Annotated in this window: 20 protein-coding genes; 8 read left to right on the forward strand and 12 right to left on the reverse strand. The window is 54.7% G+C overall.

Annotation, left to right across the window (positions count from 1 at the left end; translation table 11 throughout):
• The 3 genes from galE to ACLTXB_RS17170 form a co-directional block, all read right to left on the reverse strand.
• Positions 1-615 (reverse strand): UDP-glucose 4-epimerase GalE (gene galE, locus ACLTXB_RS17160; RefSeq protein ID WP_428227795.1); only part of this gene is annotated, 615 nt, incomplete at its 3' end.
• A 109-nt stretch (positions 616-724) separates the two neighbouring features.
• Positions 725-1,630 (reverse strand): helix-turn-helix domain-containing protein, encoded by a 906-nt coding sequence (locus ACLTXB_RS17165; protein ID WP_008980206.1) that lies wholly within the window; start codon positions 1,628-1,630, stop codon positions 725-727.
• Positions 1,631-1,651: 21 nt separating this feature from the next.
• On the reverse strand, positions 1,652-2,503 hold the full coding sequence (locus tag ACLTXB_RS17170) for an AraC family transcriptional regulator (RefSeq protein WP_428227796.1): 852 nt from the start codon (positions 2,501-2,503) through the stop codon (positions 1,652-1,654).
• Positions 2,504-2,712: 209 nt separating this feature from the next.
• On the opposite strand from ACLTXB_RS17170, the gene ACLTXB_RS17175 reads away from it, so the two are divergent.
• From ACLTXB_RS17175 to gnpA, 6 genes are all read left to right on the forward strand, one after another.
• Positions 2,713-2,973 (forward strand): hypothetical protein, encoded by a 261-nt coding sequence (locus ACLTXB_RS17175; protein WP_428227797.1) that lies wholly within the window; start codon positions 2,713-2,715, stop codon positions 2,971-2,973.
• 86 nt (positions 2,974-3,059) lie between these two features.
• Positions 3,060-4,412: a carbohydrate ABC transporter substrate-binding protein gene (locus tag ACLTXB_RS17180; RefSeq protein WP_428227798.1), complete on the forward strand. Its 1,353-nt coding sequence runs from the start codon at positions 3,060-3,062 to the stop codon at positions 4,410-4,412.
• A 136-nt stretch (positions 4,413-4,548) separates the two neighbouring features.
• Positions 4,549-5,433, forward strand: a complete 885-nt coding sequence (locus ACLTXB_RS17185; protein WP_020989512.1) for a carbohydrate ABC transporter permease — start codon at positions 4,549-4,551, stop codon at positions 5,431-5,433.
• Positions 5,434-5,445: 12 nt separating this feature from the next.
• Positions 5,446-6,330, forward strand: a complete 885-nt coding sequence (locus ACLTXB_RS17190) for a carbohydrate ABC transporter permease (RefSeq protein ID WP_428227799.1) — start codon at positions 5,446-5,448, stop codon at positions 6,328-6,330.
• Positions 6,331-6,339: 9 nt separating this feature from the next.
• Positions 6,340-6,540: a DUF6903 family protein gene (locus ACLTXB_RS17195; protein WP_008980211.1), complete on the forward strand. Its 201-nt coding sequence runs from the start codon at positions 6,340-6,342 to the stop codon at positions 6,538-6,540.
• Between the two features lie 115 nt (positions 6,541-6,655).
• The gene (gene gnpA, locus ACLTXB_RS17200; protein WP_428227800.1) at positions 6,656-8,827 is read left to right on the forward strand and encodes a 1,3-beta-galactosyl-N-acetylhexosamine phosphorylase; all 2,172 of its coding nucleotides are present in this window, start codon (positions 6,656-6,658) and stop codon (positions 8,825-8,827) included.
• A 328-nt stretch (positions 8,828-9,155) separates the two neighbouring features.
• Here gnpA and ACLTXB_RS17205 read toward each other — a convergent pair whose 3' ends face one another.
• Positions 9,156-9,647 carry a VOC family protein gene (locus ACLTXB_RS17205; RefSeq protein WP_428227801.1) on the reverse strand — a complete coding sequence of 164 codons (492 nt, stop codon included), beginning with the start codon at positions 9,645-9,647 and terminating at the stop codon, positions 9,156-9,158.
• Positions 9,637-9,984 (reverse strand): winged helix-turn-helix transcriptional regulator, encoded by a 348-nt coding sequence (locus tag ACLTXB_RS17210; protein WP_191905445.1) that lies wholly within the window; start codon positions 9,982-9,984, stop codon positions 9,637-9,639. The genes ACLTXB_RS17205 and ACLTXB_RS17210 overlap by 11 nt, the downstream gene beginning before the upstream one ends.
• 159 nt (positions 9,985-10,143) lie before the next feature.
• Here ACLTXB_RS17210 and ACLTXB_RS17215 point away from each other — a divergent pair, with 159 nt between their 5' ends.
• Positions 10,144-11,088: an MATE family efflux transporter gene (locus ACLTXB_RS17215; RefSeq protein WP_428227802.1), complete on the forward strand. Its 945-nt coding sequence runs from the start codon at positions 10,144-10,146 to the stop codon at positions 11,086-11,088.
• Positions 11,042-11,389, forward strand: a complete 348-nt coding sequence (locus tag ACLTXB_RS17220; protein ID WP_428227803.1) for a hypothetical protein — start codon at positions 11,042-11,044, stop codon at positions 11,387-11,389. Before ACLTXB_RS17215 ends, ACLTXB_RS17220 begins: the two co-directional genes overlap by 47 nt.
• 306 nt (positions 11,390-11,695) lie before the next feature.
• Here the strand turns inward: ACLTXB_RS17220 and rplL are convergent, their stop codons facing one another.
• The 7 genes from rplL to rpmG form a co-directional block, all read right to left on the reverse strand.
• Positions 11,696-12,073 carry a 50S ribosomal protein L7/L12 gene (gene rplL, locus ACLTXB_RS17225; protein WP_428227804.1) on the reverse strand — a complete coding sequence of 126 codons (378 nt, stop codon included), beginning with the start codon at positions 12,071-12,073 and terminating at the stop codon, positions 11,696-11,698.
• A gap of 58 nt (positions 12,074-12,131) precedes the next feature.
• Positions 12,132-12,677, reverse strand: a complete 546-nt coding sequence (rplJ, locus tag ACLTXB_RS17230) for a 50S ribosomal protein L10 (RefSeq protein ID WP_008980214.1) — start codon at positions 12,675-12,677, stop codon at positions 12,132-12,134.
• A 211-nt stretch (positions 12,678-12,888) separates the two neighbouring features.
• Positions 12,889-13,581 carry a 50S ribosomal protein L1 gene (rplA, locus tag ACLTXB_RS17235; RefSeq protein ID WP_008980215.1) on the reverse strand — a complete coding sequence of 231 codons (693 nt, stop codon included), beginning with the start codon at positions 13,579-13,581 and terminating at the stop codon, positions 12,889-12,891.
• 15 nt (positions 13,582-13,596) lie between these two features.
• On the reverse strand, positions 13,597-14,022 hold the full coding sequence (gene rplK, locus ACLTXB_RS17240) for a 50S ribosomal protein L11 (RefSeq protein WP_008980216.1): 426 nt from the start codon (positions 14,020-14,022) through the stop codon (positions 13,597-13,599).
• Between the two features lie 130 nt (positions 14,023-14,152).
• Positions 14,153-14,677 (reverse strand): transcription termination/antitermination protein NusG, encoded by a 525-nt coding sequence (gene nusG, locus ACLTXB_RS17245; RefSeq protein WP_428227805.1) that lies wholly within the window; start codon positions 14,675-14,677, stop codon positions 14,153-14,155.
• Between the two features lie 11 nt (positions 14,678-14,688).
• Positions 14,689-14,988 carry a preprotein translocase subunit SecE gene (gene secE / locus ACLTXB_RS17250; RefSeq protein ID WP_008980219.1) on the reverse strand — a complete coding sequence of 100 codons (300 nt, stop codon included), beginning with the start codon at positions 14,986-14,988 and terminating at the stop codon, positions 14,689-14,691.
• A 39-nt stretch (positions 14,989-15,027) separates the two neighbouring features.
• Positions 15,028-15,195 carry a 50S ribosomal protein L33 gene (rpmG, locus tag ACLTXB_RS17255; RefSeq protein ID WP_008980220.1) on the reverse strand — a complete coding sequence of 56 codons (168 nt, stop codon included), beginning with the start codon at positions 15,193-15,195 and terminating at the stop codon, positions 15,028-15,030.
• Positions 15,196-15,366 lie beyond the last annotated feature (171 nt).

Here is a 15,366-nt window from a genome sequence, read left to right on the forward strand (position 1 = left end):
GATGTAGGGCACCAGGTTGTTGGGGATGCCGTTGGGGTCCTCGCCGATGAGGCCGGACTCGTGGGCACCGATGGGGTTGAAGTAGCGCAGCAGAGCCACGTTCATGGTGGGATCAGCGGCGCAGATGTCGGTGAGGATGCGCTCCAGGAAGAGCTTGGTGGTGCCGTAGGGGTTGGTGGTGCCGCCGGTGGGGAAGTCCTCACGGATGGGCACGCTGGCGGGGTCGCCGTAAACGGTGGCGGAGGAGGAGAAGACGAAGTTCTTCACTCCGTGACGGCGCATGGCGTTAAGGAGCACCAGGCTGTTGACCAGGTTGTTGGTGTAGTACTCCAGGGGCTTGGCTACGCTCTCGCCCACTGCCTTCAGACCGGCAAAGTGGATGACCGCGTCGATGTCGGGGTACTGGGCAAAGAGAGCCTCCACCTGAGCCTCATCGCACAGCTCGGTTTTTACAAAGGGAACTTTTTTGCCGGTGATCTTCTCCACCCGGCGCAGGGATTCCTCGGAAGAGTTGACCAGATTGTCTGCTACCACGATCTCATAGCCCGCCTGGATAAGCTCCACGCAGGTGTGGCTGCCGATGTAACCGGCGCCGCCGCTGACCAGAATAGACATGGGAAGCACTCCTTTCAAAATAAGCGCGCTGCCGCGCAAATGGGCCGTTTTGACCCAAAATTCATACCTTCATTGTAGTAGCTGGCGCAGGGAAAGAAAATAGATGATTCTACACATTGTTTGCACTATCGTCCGCAGAAACGCCGGGCAGTTCGGAGAGCATTTTCACACTCCGGGCATACTCGCTGGGGGACATGCCGGTGACCTTGCGGAAGCGGCGGGAGAAGTAGTGGACCGACTGGAATCCAAGCCGGGCGGCGATCTGTGTAAAGTTGAGCCGGCCATCCCGGATCATCCGCCGGGCGGCCTGAATCTTCAGGTTCCCAAAGTACTCCATCACCCCGCCGCCGGTGTAGGTATGGAACAGCTTTTGCAGCTGACTGCGGCCGATGAGATTGTCCCGGCAGATCTCTTCCAGGGTGAGTGGACGGTCCAGGTTCTGTTCCATGTAGGAGGCCACCCGCTTGAGGCTCTCATCGCCTCCAGGTGCGGTGAGCGGGGGTGCGGGCTGTTCCCGGCGGCGGATGAGACGGATGAGCAGCTCTTCCAGTGCGGCGCATACCAGCTGCTCCCCGCCGAAGGGAGAAATCTCCCGGCGCTGGAGACTCTGGGTGGAGGGATCGTCCAGAGGAGTGGAAAATGCCGCGGTGCTCTCCTCCACGATACGGGCCAGCAGAGCACGTTCCGCTTCTCCCGCTGTGGTGATGAGTCCCTGGAAAAAGTTCATATCCGGACTGTTGCAACCGAAGCTGACTACCACTAGGTCAGGGGCTACCCCGGTGGCAGACAGAGCATGAAATTCGCCCGGAGCATGAAAAATCATCTGTCCCCGGGACAGTTCCCAGACCTGATCGCCGGCAGTCACCCGAAGCGTGCCCCGGTCTACGTACAGCAGCTCCCAAAAGTCATGGGATTCTCCGGAAAAAGCATAGCTTCCGGCATATTCAAAGTAGTGTACCGTGTAGATTTCATGCACGTGGATGGGGCGCTGGGGGAGCAGGGGAAGATAGGCCATGGCAAAAACTCCTTTTTAACGCTACGTGTGTTTCTCCTGTGAGTGCCGGTAGCGTTTGCGGTACTCCATGGGGCTGATGCCCTCCAGACGGCGGAAGCTCTGGGAAAAATAACTGGGGGAGGAAAAGCCCAGGATCTGAGCGATCTGGGATAGGGTATAGTCGGTATTAGTTAGAAGAAATCGACTTTCCTGGGTGCGGCGGGCAATCAGATAACTGATGGGGGAGATGTTGTATTCTTTGCGGAAAGCGTGGACCAGATAGTATTTATTAATGTGGGCGATGGCGGACAACTGGTCCAGCGTCAGGTTCTCTTTAAAATGGTTGTCAATGTAGCGCCGCACCAGATCGCACTCTCGGCTGATCTTGTGCCCGGGCTCTGAAGAGGTGATGGCCAGGTCGTCCTGACGCTGGAGCCGCAGCAAAATAATGTCCAGCAAATGCTGGCAGACCTGATGATAGCCGGTCTGGCCGCCCCGGGCCTCCTGGAGCATCAGCTTCAGGCAGGTGGTCAGCTCTTCCCAGCCGGAGGTGATGTGGGACAGGGCATAGCCCCCCGTGTCGGCCAGTACTTCCAGGCCCTCTACGCCCAGTACCGTATACTCCATGGGGCTGCCCGCCTGGCTCAGCTCGGTGTGAGGGACGCCGGCGTTGACCAGCACCAGGTCGCTGACAGCCACCGAGAAGCTCTCATGCTGGAGCTGAAAACGGCCCCGCCCGGCGGTAACGAAGAACAGTTCTGTACAGGAGTGGGTGTGGATGGTGCAGTTCCACTCCTGGCTGTACTGGGCGCAGGTGATATACAGCAGCTTGGCTTGATTCTGCACCGTAGGAGATTGGGATTCCTGGGAGAAAATATGATGACTGGTGCTCATAAAGCGCGCACCTCCTTCCAAAAACAGGAACAGCAAAGAAAAAATCGGGCGGGAGACAGTTGTAGGAAAATTGCGCTGCCCGCAGGGAAAGTTTTATAGAAATAGTGGTTTGTAAAAAAGGAATCGCACAGATTTTGCTTATGATTGGTTTGTTACTATTATAAAGCCTGGAGGAGAATTGTGCAACTTCTAAAAAAGGAGACTTGAATTTGAAAAAAACTTGCGCGAAACGAAAAGATGAAAATACGACAAAACTTTCAAATTATACATTCTTCCTAAAAGGAAAGGGAATGGGACGGAGACTTTCCGGCAAAACTGCGAAAAAAGCAATATATATAAAAAGTACAGCAAGAAAGGAATTGCTTAAGGAAATTGGAAGCGTATACTTGAATTTAGAAAGCCGCGAGCGAAAACTTCGGTTGGCTGCTTGCGGACAACGGCGTAAATGCAGGGCATTGGGCAGGTCCTGATGGACTTAAGGGAAGAAATCAGACGCAGATGACTTCCTGCCTGGCACCTGCAAAAACGTAACATTTTAGAGGAGGAATGATGAAACATGAAAAAGTTCCTGAGCCTGACTCTGGCCGCTTCCATGTCTCTTGCGCTCCTGGCCGGCTGCGGCAGCAGCAACGGCGGCGGCAGCGACGCCAGCAAGAGCGGTGACGGCAGCAACACTGCCGGCGGCACCATTAAGGTAGCTGCCATCGAGACCAGCTACGGCACCGAGGTTTGGAACAAGGTGTGCGAAGCCTTCACCGAGCAGACCGGCATCAAGGTCGAGCTGACCATCGACAAGAAGCTGGAGGACGTCATCGGCCCCGCTATGCAGGGCGGTGAGTATCCCGACGTGGTGCACCTGGCTGTCGGCCGTGAGGCAGGCCTGACCGAGCAGTTCATCAAGGACAAGAACATCGCTGAGATCACCGACGTGCTGTCCATGAAGGTTCCTGGTGAGGACGTCACCGTGGGCGACAAGATCATCCCCGGCTTCGTCAACGACAACTCCACCACCAACCCCTACGCTGACGGCAAGACCTATCTGGCTCCCATGTTCTACTCTCCCTGCGGCCTGTTCTACAACAAGGGCCTGTTTGCGGAGAAGGGCTGGGAGGTTCCCACCACTTGGGACGAGATGTGGGAGCTGGGCGACAAGGCCAAGGCTGAGGGCATCTCTCTGTTCACTTACCCCACCACCGGTTACTTTGACGCTTTCTTCTATGCTCTGATGTATGAGGCCGGCGGCGAGGAGTTCTTCTACGACGCCACTCACTACGCTGAGGGCATCTGGGATACCGATGCTGCCAAGACCTGCTTCGACATCGTGGAGAAGCTGGCTTCCTACACCAACCCCATCACTCCTGCCCAGGCCAACGATCAGGACTTCACCCAGAACCAGCAGCTGGTGCTGGACAACAAGGCCCTGTTCATGCCCAACGGCACCTGGATCGTCTCTGAGATGGCTGCGGCTCCCCGCGCTGACGGCTTCGAGTGGGGCATGACCGCTCTGCCTGCCATCACCGAGGGCGGCGACCGCTACAGCTACACCTTCTTCGAGCAGATGTGGATCCCCAAGGGCGCTGAGAACATCGACGCTGCCAAGCAGTTCATCGCTTTCATGTACAGCGATACCGCCGCTGATCTGTTCGCCGAGGCCGGCGCTGCCCAGCCTGTTACCGGCATCGTGGATAAGCTGACTGGCGACAAACAGATCTTCTACGGCATCTATGACGACGGCGCCAAGGCCGCCCTGGGCGCTTTCGCTTCCTACAAGTCTGTGGCCGGCCTGGGCACCCAGCGCGAGGTCTTCTTCGATCCCGTCAACGCTCTGGTCTCCGGTTCCATGACCAAGGACGAGTGGGTGAGCAGCATCAAGACCGCCAGCGATCAGATGCGTGCCAACCTGACCTGAGTTCCTGAGTTCGAAACGTAAACACGATCGTACGGGGACGGCGAGCGGTAACTCGCTCGCCGTCCCTCTTTTTCAAAAAATGTGAACAAGCTGTAAACGGGCCGCAGCAGCGGCCGAACTGAAAGGAGCTGAGTGTGTGAGAAGGAACAAAGGGCGCAGCCGCTTCCTTGTGCTGTGCGTGGCTCCTGCCACCATTCTGTTTTTCATCTTTATGATCGTTCCCACGTTGAACGTGTTCCGCATGTCTTTGTATGAACGAGGCGCTTATTCGCCTACCGAGACCTTTGTGGGTCTGAGCAACTTTAAAGCACTGCTCAACGATACCCTGTTTATCCGCTCCATGCAGAATACCATTCTGCTGGTGGTCGTGGTCACCATGGTGACGTTTGCCTTCGCGCTGATTTTCGCCAGCATTTTGACCCATGAGAACGTCAAGGGCAAGAATCTGTTCCGGGTCATTTTCTATATCCCCAATATCCTGTCCGTTGTTGTTATCTCCGGTATTTTCTCCGCGATCTATAAGCCTGAGAACGGTATGCTCAACAGCATCATCTCCATGTTCGCAGGAAAAACGGTGACGGTCCTGTGGAAGGACGCCCCCCTGGTCATGGTCAGTATCATCATCGCTATGATCTGGCAGGCCATTGGCTACTACATGGTCATGTACATGGCTTCTATGGCCAGCGTGCCTGAGAGCCTCTATGAGTCCGCCAGCCTGGACGGCGCGGGCCGGATGCGCCAGTTCTTCCAGATCACCATTCCTCTGATCTGGACCAACATCCGCACCACTCTTACCTTCTTCATCATTTCCACCATCAATATGGCCTTCCTGTTTGTCAAGGCCATGACCTCCGGCGGCCCCAACGGCGCCTCTGAGGTCGCCCTTTCCTACATGTACGGACAGAAGGACGCCGGCCTGTATGGTTACTCCATGGCCATCGGCGTGGTGATCTTCCTGTTCTCCTTCCTGCTCTCCGCCCTGGTCAACCACGCCACCAAGCGGGAGCCCCTGGAATTTTAAGGAGGTGCCCCGATGCAAGAGAAGAAAACCTCCGGAAGCCGGATCTATAAGGTATTTATCTACGTGGCCCTCATTGCCCTGGCGGTCTCCATTGTGGTGCCAGTTTTCTGGGTGTTCATGGCCTCTATCAAGCAGAACAGTGAGTTCTACGGCAACCCCTGGGCACTGCCCGCCGGTTTCTACTGGCAGAACTTTGTTAACGCCTGGAATACCGCCAAGATGGGCGAGTATATGCTCAACTCCGTGATCGTCACTGCCCTGGCTCTGATGATCCTGCTGGTGGTAGCTCTGCCCGCCGCCTACTGCCTGTCCCGCTTCTACTTTAAGGGACGCAAGTTCCTGAACACCGCCTTTATGGCCGGCCTGTTCATCAACGTGAACTACATCGTGGTTCCCATCTTCCTGATGCTGCGGGACGGCGATACCTTCCTGAAGAACACCATCGGCACCCAGTTCCTGCTCAACAATCTGGTGGTGTTGGCTCTGGTGTACGCCGCTACGGCGCTGCCCTTCACCATCTATCTGCTGTCGGGCTACTTTGCCACCCTGCCCCATGACTTTGAGGAGGCAGCCTACATCGACGGCGCCGGATACGGCAAGACCATGGTCAAGATCATCTTCCCCATGGCTCAGCCTTCTATCGTAACCATCATCCTCTTTAACTTCCTGTCTTTCTGGAATGAGTATATCATCTCTATGACATTGATGAGCTCCTCCACCGGCAGCAAGACCCTCCCCGTTGGTCTGCTGAACCTGATGCAGGCCCAGCAGTCTGCGGCCCAGTACGGCACCATGTATGCCGGTCTGGTGCTGGTGATGCTGCCCACCCTGATCCTCTATATCTGCGTGCAGAAGAAGCTGATCCAGGGCATGACCGTGGGCGGACTGAAAGGTTAAGGTGTAGCTATGAGATTTTGGAAAGAACATGTGGCCCTGCGGGTCAGCCTGATCCTGATTTTGACTGTCGTGGGTCTGGGTATGGTGATCGGCGGCTGGAAAATGACCGGCCAGATGACCGGCCTGATCATTATGCTGGTGGGCCTGGTGCTGCTCATTGCGGCCCTGGCCATCTACAACAAGCCCTTCCAGGACGAACGCAGACGCTGAGAAACCATTGCAGCATGCCGGGCGAGTGCAGTCCCGTGCCCGCCCGGTTTTGTGTGCGCCCCAATGGGGCGTAGGAGAGAAACGGATTTGGACCTTTTATTAAGGAGATTGAACTATGAGTGATTTGAAGCAAAACCGGGGACGGGTCACCATCCCCACCGATGTGGACGTGGTGCCCGAGACTCTGGAGCTGCTGGAGCGCTGGGGGGCGGACGCCATCCGGGACTGTGACGGCACCGATTATCCCGAGCAGCTCAAAAGCGTCGACGCCAAGGTGTACTCCACCTATTACACCACCCGTAAGGACAACGCTTGGGCTAAGGCCAACCCGGACGAGGTGCAGCAGTGCTACATCATGACCGGCTTTTATACTGCCAGCCAGGGAGCCCTGTCCATCCCTCTGATGAAGGGCATCAGCCCGGAGCTGATGCAGGTGAACACCCGGGACGACATCAAGCGCTGGTGGGAAGTGATGGACCGCACCACCGGCCAGCCTGTGCCTGCCGACCAGTGGCGCTATGATGAGGAGAGCGGCTGTGTGGTGCTGGACAAGCCTGAGTTTTTCCACGACTACACCGTCAGCTTCCTGGCCTATCTCATCTGGGATCCTGTGCACATGTATAACGCCGTCACCAACGACTGGAAGGACTTTGAGCACCAGATCACCTTTGACGTGCGTCAGCCCAAGACCCACAAGTTTACCATGGAGCGCCTGCGCAAGTTTATCGCCGAGCATCCCTATGTAAACGTCATCCGCTACACCACCTTCTTCCACCAGTTCACTCTGGTGTTTGACGAGCTCAAGCGTGAGAAGTATGTGGACTGGTATGGCTACTCTGCCTCCGTCTCTCCCTTCGTCCTGGAGCAGTTTGAGAAGGAAGTGGGCTATAAGTTCCGCCCCGAGTTCATCATCGACCAGGGCTACTACAACAACCAGTATCGTATCCCCAGCAAGGAGTTCAAGGACTTTATGGCCTTCCAGCGCCGGGAAGTGGCCAAGCTGGCCAAGGAGATGGTGGACATCACCCACGAGCTGGGCAAAGAGGCCATGATGTTCCTGGGCGACCATTGGATCGGCACCGAGCCCTATATGGACGAGTTCAAGACCATCGGTCTGGACGCTGTGGTTGGTTCCGTGGGTAACGGCTCCACCCTGCGCCTCATTTCCGACATCCCCGGCGTGAAGTACACCGAGGGCCGCTTCCTGCCTTACTTCTTCCCCGACACCTTCCATGAGGGCGGCGATCCTGTGAAGGAGGGCAAGGAGAACTGGGTGACCGCCCGCCGCGCCATCCTCCGCAAGCCCATCGACCGCATCGGCTATGGCGGCTATCTGAAGCTGGCCTGCCAGTTCCCCGAGTTCATCGACTACCTGGAGAGCGTGTGCAACGAGTTCCGGGAGCTGTATGAGAACATTAAGGGCACCACTCCCTACTGTGTCAAGACCGTGGCCGTCCTCAACGCCTGGGGCAAGGCCCGTTCCTGGGGCTGCCACATGGTTCACCACGCCCTGTATCAGAAGCAGAACTACTCCTATGCCGGCGTGATCGAGGCCCTGTCCGGTGCTCCCTTTGATGTGAAGTTCATCAGCTTTGATGACATCAAGAACGATCCCAAGTGCCTGGAGGGCATTGACGTCATCCTGAACATCGGCGACGGCGACACTGCTCACACCGGCGGCTACTGGTGGGAGGATCCCTCCATCTCCTCCGCCATCAAGGCCTTTGTCTACAACGGCGGCGGCTTCATCGGCGTGGGCGAGCCCACCGGCCACCAGTATCAGGGCCGCTATCTGCAGCTGGCTCAGGTGCTGGGCGTGGAGAAGGAGACCGGCTTCACCCTGGGCTACGATAAGTACAATTGGGAGCAGCATCCCGACCACTTCATCCTGGCCGACTGCAAGGGCGAGATGGACTTTGGCGAGGGCAAGAAGAGCATCTACGCTCTGCCCACTGCGGAGATCCTGGTGCAGAAGGACAAGGAGGTCCAGATGGCGGTGAACGAGTACGGTTCCGGCCGTGCGGTGTACCTGTCCGGCCTGCCTTACTCCTTCGAGAACAGCCGTGTGCTGTACCGCTCCATCCTGTGGAGCACCCACGATGAGGCGGAGCTGAACAAGTGGTTCTCCTCCAACTACAACGTGGAGGTCCACGCTTACGTGAAGAACGGCAAGTATTGCGTGGTCAACAACACCTATGAGCCTCAGTCCACCACGGTCTACAAGGGCGACGGCTCCAGCTTCCAGCTGGATCTGGCTGCCAACGAGATCCGCTGGTACGAAATCTGATCCTTCAATTACAAATCAAAGAAGCGGCACAGCAATTGCTGTGCCGCTTCTTTTTATGTTTTTAGAATCAAGGAACCCTGGGTTACACAAGTCAAAGCTTAACTGAGAGGCATGACTTATACAGATAGGGGAGGGAGAGGATTATGATTTGAGGTTCCTATCCTTGGCCTCTCATGATCACTAAGAATTTACAATATCGGTGCAGTTTAAATCGAGCTTCTTATTAGTATCTTAAAACAGAATGACACGTTACTATAAAAAACACGAGGCAAACATATGTGTTTACTCCGATATCTTCCAATTTTGACTCGTGCAAAGATTCCGGGGTTTATTCTCCAGTGTCTTGAATCGCTTCTAAAATGATTCCATCCGGGTCTTTGAAATATATCGCTCTGCTCTTGCCAAAGCCGTATCTTGTAAAATCAAAAGACTGCGGTTCGGACAAGCACTCCACTTTATGATCCTTCAAATACCGATACAGTTTGTCGATATCTTCACAGCGAAAACATATTTCGGAAATGGAAGTCTTCTGCAGATCAGGGCGGCTTACTTCAAATCGAGGTTCCAAAAATTGAATCAATTCTAGCGGCGGGGCAAATAGTTCTGAACTCCCATTCAGATAAGCAACCCGCACTTTACATCCAGTACAGCGAAATAAAGCGTCAGTCTCTGGTCCCTCCATAATCAGTTCACCCTGATAGTCAAGCCCTAAAATATCTCTGTAAAATGAGATAGAACGCTCCATGTCGCTGACAGTAATTCCAATATGCATGACCTCACTCAGCATAGCAGTATCTCCTTCCTTGTCATCAATCTTCACAGTCGGAACATTGCGGATTCGTCATGACAAACCGGTCATCAATGTTCTTTTCACCCCACTCACACATGAGCTCCAAAATATGTTCCAGAGACTTTCCCTTTGGAGTGATAGAATATTCTACCCGTGGCGGGACTTCCGCATATACCGTGCGGGTAATCAAACCGTCACTTTCCAGTTCACGAAGCTGGTTTGTAAGGGTCCTTTGAGAAACCTGAGTGATCTCCCGCATCAGCTCACTGAACCTCTGTGTGCCGTTGCGGATTAGGCTATCCAAAATGAGCGGCTTACATTTCCCGCCAATCATTTTCAAGGTTACTTCCATCTCGCAAGTGACCATGATTTTTTCCACTGTACCTCACCTCTTATAGTGAAAATTAGTTTACTTTATAAAAATAATGTGCGTACTTGTTGAAGATTATAAAGAAATATATAATGCAAGTATATCGCATTTTTCTGATAATGCAAGATAATACTTTGCTTGTTTGGGAGGGATTCCATGGCAAAAGCGGTCGAACCGATGACGAGCGGTTCGATTTCCAAACGTATGATTTTCTTCGCTTTGCCGCTTCTCTTGGGGAACTTATTTCAGCAGCTGTACAATACGGTCGACTCTCTGATCGTAGGTAATTTTCTGGGAAGCAGTGCGCTGGCTGCAGTTAGTTCATCCGGAAGTCTGATCTTTATGCTGATCGGGTTCCTGAGTGGTATTTCATCCGGTGCTGGTGTTGTTGTGTCCAGATATTTCGGAGCGGAAGATAAAAATGGTGTTCACCGTGCAGTCCATACGACAGTGGCCTTTGGCCTTGTTGCCGGATTGTTGATGACTGCGGCAGGTGTTTTGCTGTCCCCACAGATTCTGATATGGATGGGGACGCCGGAGAGTGTTATGCCGGAATCAATTACATATTTACAGATCTATTTTTCCGGTTCTCTGGGCTTTGTCATGTACAACATCTTTGTAGGTATTCTGCAAGCGATTGGGGACAGCCGCCATCCACTGTATTATCTGATGATCTCCTCGGTGATCAATCTGGTACTGGATATCCTGTTTATTGAAGTGTTCCATACAGGCGTTGGGGGAGCAGCGTTAGCTACCGTAATTTCACAGGTGTTCAGCGCAATTTTATGTTTGATTCAGCTGCTGCGGACCCACAGCAGCTATCAGCTTAAAATCACAAGAATTCGATTTGACTCCAAAATGCTGGGACAGATTATACGCATTGGACTTCCCTCAGGAGTACAGAACTCAATCATAGCGTTTGCCAACGTTGTGGTACAGTCCTATATCAACGCCTTTGGTGAAATGGCAATGGCGGGCTATGACGGTTTCTCAGTGTATTCAATATTGTTTGGACCGCAACGGCGTAAAAGTTGTGATTGTCGGCTGCCACACCGTGGAAGAAGTGCTGGAGGCGGTAAAATACTACGATGTGACCGATGAAGAGCGCAGCTATGTCCATATTTTCAGCAGCGGTAATGCGATCCACATGACCGGGCGCTGTATGTACTGCAACCACTGCCAGCCCTGTCCCGCTCATATTGATATTGCAGCTGTAACCAAGTTTTTGGATCTGGCAACCCAGCAGGATACAGTGCCAGAAACGGTAGCGCAGCATTATTGGGCACTTTCAGCTACAGCAGAGGATTGCCTGATGTGCGGACGGTGTGAACCTAACTGTCCGTTCGGTGTCAAGATTCGGGAAAACATGAAGAAAGCACGAGAGATTTTCCAGTGTAAATAAACAGCAGGATACGTAAAAATAACGAGCAAGAACGGCACTACCGTTTTTACTCGTTGTTTTTATGTAGGAAGTCTGAGGCTCTGTCTGAACTTACCATATTGCTCTTCGTACGGCATGTTTTGTTTTATACAGATTATATTTAACATAAGGAGACCTAAAGGTCCTTGATCTCCCTTAGGTCTCCAAAAAATAAGGAGTCCAAGGCAATCATTATGATTACCTTGGACTCCTTTTGAGTCATTATTGGGTAGTCGATGAGGCTAAGATGCGGGGGGATGGCCTCAAAGACCTCAAAGAGAAGTGAAATTACTTCAGCTCCACCTTGGCGCCGGCCTCTTCCAGCTTCTTCTTCAGCTCCTCGGCCTCGTCCTTGGAGACACCCTCCTTCAGAGCCTTGGGAGTGCCCTCGACCATGCCCTTAGCCTCAGCCAGGCCCAGGCCGGTGATCTCACGGACAGCCTTGATGACCTTGATCTTGGCAGCGGCGTCGAAGCCAGCCAGGATAACGTCGAACTCGGTCTTCTCCTCAGCAGCGGGAGCAGTAGCGCCGCCAGCGGCGGGAGCAGCCATAGCAGCGGCGGAAACGCCGAACTCCTCCTCCAGAGCGTGCACCAGCTCGGACAGCTCCAGAACGGTCAGGCCCTTAACTTCCTCGATGAGAGCGGTAATCTTCTCGCTAGCCATGATAAAATACCTCCTAAATGAATGATAATTTCTTAAATGATAATGATGTGCCGAATTCTTACTCGGCGGGGGCAGCCTCGGGCTCGGCAGCGGCCTCTACGAAGCCGCCCTTCTCCTCGGCAATGGCCTTCAGGACGATAGCCAGGCTGGTGATGGGAGCCAGCATGGTGCCCAGAACCTGAGCCTGCAGGACCTCCTTGGAGGGCAACTCAGCGATAGCCAGGATCTCGTTCAGGGGCAGCACCTTGCCGTCCATAAAGCCGGCCTTAATGACGAACTTGGAGCCATTGAACTGCTTGGCAAACTTGTTGATGACGCGCATGGGAGCGATGGGATCGCTGTGGCTGATAGCCAGAGAAGTGGTGCCGTTGAGGCACTCGGACAGCTCGCCCAGGCCAGCGCCCTCGGCAGCAAAACGGGTGAGGGTGTTCTTGACAACGGCGTACTCTACGTCGTTCTTACGCAGCTCCGTACGAAGCGCGGTATCCTCAGCCACGGTGATGCCCTTATAGTCGACCAGCACACCGGAGGCGGCATTCTGCAGCTTCTCGGTCATCTCAGCCACGATAGCCTTCTTGGCTTCCAGGACATTTGCGTTAGGCATTTGGGATTCACCTCCAGAGAAATAATGAAAAAACGCTGTTTCCGCGCACAAAGACGGACACAGCGTGAAATTACATAGATAAATTCTCACTGCACTCTCGGCAGGACTTCCGCTTATGCAGCCTGCTGTCTTTGAACGCGATAATTATTATATCCATTCCCGCGGACTTTGTCAAGCAAAATCCGCGGGAAATTGGATATTTTTTGATGAATTACATCAGCTTGGCGCCGTTGACCTTGACGCCGGGGCCCATGGTGGAAGCCACCACGCAGCTCTTGATATACTGGCCCTTGGCAGCGGCGGGCTTAGCCTTCACGATGGCGCCCATGATAGCGTTGAAGTTCTCAGAGAGCTTCTCAGCGCCGAAGGAAACCTTGCCGATGGGGCAGTGGATGATGTTGGTCTTGTCCAGACGGTACTCAACCTTACCGGCCTTGATCTCGTTGATGGCCTTGGTCACGTCCATGGTGACGGTGCCGGCCTTGGGGGAGGGCATCAGGCCCTTGGGGCCCAAAACCTTACCCAGACGGCCCACAACGCCCATCATGTCGGGGGTAGCCACGACCACGTCGAAGTCAAACCAGTTCTCCTTCTGGATCTTCTCCACCAGGTCCATATCGCCCACGAAGTCAGCGCCGGCGGCACGGGCTTCGTCAGCCTTGGCGGCCTTGGCGAACACCAGCACGCGCTGGGTCTTACCGGTGCCGTGGGGCAGCACGATGGCGCCGCGGACCTGCTGGTCAGCGTGACGGGAGTCAACACCCAGCTTCACGTGCAGCTCGACGGTCTCGTCGAACTTGGCAGGAGCGGTCTCCACGACCAGGCTCATAGCCTCGTTGGTATCGTACAGAGCGTTCTTGTCGATCTTCTTGGCGCTCTCCTGATATTTCTTGCCTCTAAACATTTCTCGTCACCCTCCTTACTCGCCCACGACGATGCCCATGGAGCGGGCAGTACCGGCGATCATGCTCATAGCGGCCTCGATGCTGGCGGCGTTCAGGTCGGGCATCTTGGTCTCAGCGATCTTGCGCACGTCCTCCTTGCTGATGGTGGCAACCTTGGTCTTGTTGGGCACACCAGAGCCGGACTCGATGCCGCAAGCCTTCTTGATGAGCACAGCGGCGGGAGGAGTCTTGGTGATGAAGGAGAAGGAACGGTCAGCGTACACGGTGATGATAACGGGGATGATCATACCCACGTCGTTCTTGGTACGCTCGTTAAACTCCTTGGTAAAGGCGGCGATGTTCACGCCGTGCTGGCCCAGAGCGGGACCAACAGGGGGGGCGGGAGTCGCCTTGCCGGCGGGAATCTGCAGTTTTACATATCCAGTTACTTTCTGTGCCACGAATGAGCACCTCCATATGAAAAAATGTGGTTGGGTTGGGCGCTAGGCCCAGTTTGGCGGAACGGACGGTGCCGTCCCTCCCACGTTTTGCGGCCTCAGGCCGCGGGGTTGCAAAGGTTTGTTGCCGGGATCACTGCTCCATGGGCTCGATCTGGTCCAGCTCCAGCTCCACGGGAGTCTCGCGTCCGAACATGGACACCACCACCCGGACTTTGCCGCGCTCCAGATCCAGCTCCTCCACGGTGCCCAGGAAGGACTCCAGAGCGCCGTCGGTGATCTTTACGCTGTCGCCCACCTGATAACCGACGACCACCTCGCGCTTTTCCACGCCAAGGGAGGCCACGTCGTCCTCAGAGAGGGGGATGGGCTTGTTGCCCTCGCCCAGGAAGCCGGTGACGCCACGGATGTTGCGCACCACGTGCCAGGTCTCGTCGTTCATGACCATCTTCACCAGAACATAGCCGGGGAAGACCTTACGCTCCACTTCCTTAGGACCGTTGTCTGTGATCTCGGTTACGGTTTCCAGAGGGATGCTGATCTCATGGATCATATCCTGGAGATGGCGGTTTTCAACATACTTCTCGATGGTGGCCTTCACGGTATTCTCATAGCCGGAATAAGTGTGGACCACATACCAGTTCGCGTTGTCAGCCATATCCGTCTCCTTTAACCTGCCACCAGGTGGATCAGGGCCTGAATCAGGCCGCCAGCCACCGCGTCGAAGATCCAGATGAAAACACCGACGAACACCACGCAGGCGATCACGATCAGCGTGTTGTTCAGGGTCTGCTTTCCGGTGGGCCAGACCACCTTCTTCAGCTCGACCTTCAGTTCCCGGAACCAGCGGCCGATGCGGGCGAAGAATCCGGGCTTGGACTTCTTGTCGGACTTCTTGTCCTTCTTGGCCTTCTCAGCCTTGTCGGAAGCAGCCTTCGCAGTCTGCTCCAGCTTTTCGTTCTCAGCCATTCTGATTACCCTTCTTTCCTTTTAGCCTCATGCGAGAAATCACTTCGTCTCGTTGTGGACAGTGTGCTTTCTGCAGAAGGGGCAGTACTTGTTGAGCTCCAGACGGTCGGGGGTATTCTTCTTGTTCTTCATGGTGTTGTAGTTTCTCTGCTTGCACTCAGAGCACCGCAGGGTGATCTTAATGCGCGCGCCGGCCTTGCTTGCCATACGTTCGGCACCTCCTTATTGTGTTGCGGGAAGAAAGACGTCCCGCTTGAAACGCCGCAAAAAGCAAAAACGCTGGATGCGGCTTGCTGCCGAATCCAGCGACGTACGGACGCGAAAAACTCCGCGTCTAATCCGTTACGGTGGGACCCGGCGATTGCCTCCCTGTGTTCC

The organism is Flintibacter sp., assembly GCF_046973065.1.

Excerpts from the sequence above, each read along its gene's own strand:
- ACLTXB_RS17165 (WP_008980206.1), bottom strand. The coding sequence starts at position 1,630 with ATGGCCTATCTTCCCCTGCTCCCCCAGCGCCCCATCCACGTGCATGAA.
- ACLTXB_RS17170 (WP_428227796.1), bottom strand. The coding sequence starts at position 2,503 with ATGAGCACCAGTCATCATATTTTCTCCCAGGAATCCCAATCTCCTACG.
- ACLTXB_RS17180 (WP_428227798.1), top strand. The coding sequence starts at position 3,060 with ATGAAAAAGTTCCTGAGCCTGACTCTGGCCGCTTCCATGTCTCTTGCG.
- ACLTXB_RS17190 (WP_428227799.1), top strand. The coding sequence starts at position 5,446 with ATGCAAGAGAAGAAAACCTCCGGAAGCCGGATCTATAAGGTATTTATC.
- ACLTXB_RS17195 (WP_008980211.1), top strand. The coding sequence starts at position 6,340 with ATGAGATTTTGGAAAGAACATGTGGCCCTGCGGGTCAGCCTGATCCTG.
- gnpA (WP_428227800.1), top strand. The coding sequence starts at position 6,656 with ATGAGTGATTTGAAGCAAAACCGGGGACGGGTCACCATCCCCACCGAT.
- ACLTXB_RS17210 (WP_191905445.1), bottom strand. The coding sequence starts at position 9,984 with ATGGTCACTTGCGAGATGGAAGTAACCTTGAAAATGATTGGCGGGAAA.
- ACLTXB_RS17215 (WP_428227802.1), top strand. The coding sequence starts at position 10,144 with ATGGCAAAAGCGGTCGAACCGATGACGAGCGGTTCGATTTCCAAACGT.
- rplL (WP_428227804.1), bottom strand. The coding sequence starts at position 12,073 with ATGGCTAGCGAGAAGATTACCGCTCTCATCGAGGAAGTTAAGGGCCTG.
- rplJ (WP_008980214.1), bottom strand. The coding sequence starts at position 12,677 with ATGCCTAACGCAAATGTCCTGGAAGCCAAGAAGGCTATCGTGGCTGAG.
- rplA (WP_008980215.1), bottom strand. The coding sequence starts at position 13,581 with ATGTTTAGAGGCAAGAAATATCAGGAGAGCGCCAAGAAGATCGACAAG.
- nusG (WP_428227805.1), bottom strand. The coding sequence starts at position 14,677 with ATGGCTGACAACGCGAACTGGTATGTGGTCCACACTTATTCCGGCTAT.
- secE (WP_008980219.1), bottom strand. The coding sequence starts at position 14,988 with ATGGCTGAGAACGAAAAGCTGGAGCAGACTGCGAAGGCTGCTTCCGAC.
- rpmG (WP_008980220.1), bottom strand. The coding sequence starts at position 15,195 with ATGGCAAGCAAGGCCGGCGCGCGCATTAAGATCACCCTGCGGTGCTCT.